The sequence below is a fragment of the Streptomyces phytophilus genome, from assembly GCF_013870535.1.
GTDB lineage: Bacteria > Actinomycetota > Actinomycetes > Streptomycetales > Streptomycetaceae > Streptomyces > Streptomyces phytophilus.
Genome location: NZ_JACBXC010001036.1, coordinates 1 through 2,182, shown reverse-complemented (window position 1 = coordinate 2,182; position 2,182 = coordinate 1). Strand labels below are relative to the sequence as shown.

Below are 2,182 nucleotides of genomic sequence, written 5' to 3'. Positions count from 1 at the left end.
AGACCCGGCGTGGACGGCGTGCTGGCCACCGCCGACATCCTGGAAGACCTGCTGCTCCTGGGCGTCCTGGAGGACAAGGTCGCCGTAGGGTCGATGAACCGCGGCGGGCTGGCCGGTGCCGCCTTCGAGATGGACGACCGCTTCACCGGCCACCGCGCCGAGGACCTGACCCGGCTCCGGTTCGACGCCGGCAAACTGCTGCTCCGCATCGACTACGACGACCCGGGGTCCCTGGCCACGCTGCACGCCGCCGCCCGCACGGTGGACGAGATGGCGGCACGCCGACTGCCCGTGTTCGTCGAGCCGTTCCTCTCCCGCCGCCTCGGGGGCAAGGTGCGCAACGACCTGAGCGCGGAGGCCGTCACCAAGTCCGTCGCCATCGCCTCCGGCCTCGGCGGCACGTCGGCGTACACATGGCTGAAACTCCCGGTGACGGCGGACCCCGCCGGGATGGACGGAGTCCTCAGCGCGTCGACGCTCCCGGTGGTGCTGCTGGGCGGCGAGGTCGGCACGGACCAGGACGACACGTACGAGCGCTGGCGCACCGCACTGTCGCACCCCGCGGTCCACGGTCTGGTAGCGGGCCGCACCCTGCTGTACCCCGCCTCGGGCAGCGTCGAGGAAGCGGTGGACACCGCGGTGAGCCTGCTCTGAAACCGGACCCGACCGCGGCCGACGGCTGCCTCGCGCACGGTCACGACGCCGCTGTCGTCACGCGGTGCCCTGGCCGCCGCCTTCCGCTTCCTCCCGCCAGCGGACGGCGGCGCGCCGGGACAGGACGGTGTAGATGTAGTCGGCTCCGTGCACCCGCTCCATGTCGAGCGCCAGCCGTTCGAACGCCCCGGCGGCACCGGCCGCGTCCCCCGCCCTGCCGCGCAGGTTGGCCAGGTTGTGCCGAGTGGTGAGCACCTGAGGGTGGTCTTCGCCCAGTGCCCGCACCCGCTCTGCGAGCAGCTGCTCGGAGATCTCCAGGGAGCCGGCCAGGTCCCCGATCTCGCTGAGGTAGTGGGCCCGGTGCCGGAGCGCCACGGTATCGGGGTGCTCTTCGCGCAGCGCCCGATCCCGCTTGTCCAGTTCCTTCTCCGCCCGCCCGAAGGGGTCGCCCAGCACTCTCTTCACCCGCACCGCACCAAGCACGGCCCCCACCGCCGCGACCGCACCCGTGATCGCCCATCTCCACGACATGTCAGGCACGCCCCCTTCGCTCCACGCTGTCGGCCGTGGTGGACCGCCACCTCCATGGACGCCCAGACGGCCCGCGTCAGTTGCGCCGGGCCCACCGCGGAGGCCGGAGCACGGCGGCCACGGCGTCGGCCACCGCCCGGCGGTGGCCGCGGGGCGCTTGAATGGCCGAGCCGCGCCGCCGAAGCACGGTCGCGGGAGGTCTCCGAACGTGTCGAGATCGGCATACTCGCGGCCGAGCCCGCGATGCCGCAGACGATGGGCCGGCAGCAGCCGGGATCGCTTCTCCCGCGCGGCTGACCCGTGCGCGGTCACTCGTCCGACCCGTCCCCCGCAGTGATGAAATCCCGCTCCCGCCAGGGGCATTGAGCCGCGGCCGGAGAACCGTTTCTCTCGCAGCGCCGACCGACGCACCGGGCAACCGCGCGGCCCCGCCTCCCCCCACTGGCTTCGCGGTTCGTGTGTTTGCTGCGACGCGTGCGCGTGGCAGACACCTGCCATCCGGCGGAAGCGCACTGCCCGCCGCGGAAGGAGACCCCCCACATGACAGAACCCTCTGAGCCCTCCGAAGCGGCCGACGACCCCCCGACCGCCCCCCTCGACCGCTTCGTGCGGCTGTGCGTGCCGCTCACCGGGTTCACCGCGTACGAGCTGCGCAGCACCGGCATGGCGCAGCTCTACTTCGACACGGCACGCCGCGAGATCGGTCAGGGGAGCCTCGATGCCTTCCTCGGCGTCTGGGAGCAGGCCCACGAGAGCGGCCTGGGTCCGTCCCGGCTCCCCGCGCTGGAGCGGGAGTTGGCACGCGCGCTGATCTACCTCTGGTACACCGGTGCGTTCCCGCGCATCGCGCCCGCCTCCCACGCGGAGCTGCGCCGGGACCGGCCGAACCAGGAGTTCGTGGCCTCGCCCGAGAGCTATCCCGAGGGGCTGGTGTGGCGCGCCTTCGGCGGCCACCCGGCGGGCGCGAAGCCCCCGGGCTTCGGCACCTGGGGGGACG

Annotated in this window: 2 protein-coding genes and 1 pseudogene; 2 read left to right on the top strand and 1 reads right to left on the bottom strand. The window is 73.3% G+C overall.

The window, feature by feature from the left end:
- A partial coding sequence (locus H5J30_RS28730; RefSeq protein ID WP_181790197.1) for a Cgl0159 family (beta/alpha)8-fold protein occupies positions 1-654 on the top strand: 654 nt, incomplete at its 5' end.
- A gap of 57 nt (positions 655-711) precedes the next feature.
- Here the strand turns inward: H5J30_RS28730 and H5J30_RS28725 are convergent.
- The gene (locus H5J30_RS28725; protein ID WP_309505660.1) at positions 712-1,125 is read right to left on the bottom strand and encodes a tetratricopeptide repeat protein; all 414 of its coding nucleotides are present in this window, start codon (positions 1,123-1,125) and stop codon (positions 712-714) included.
- A gap of 600 nt (positions 1,126-1,725) precedes the next feature.
- Here H5J30_RS28725 and H5J30_RS28720 point away from each other — a divergent pair.
- Positions 1,726-2,182: pseudogene (locus H5J30_RS28720) on the top strand (hypothetical protein); the annotation flags it as partial.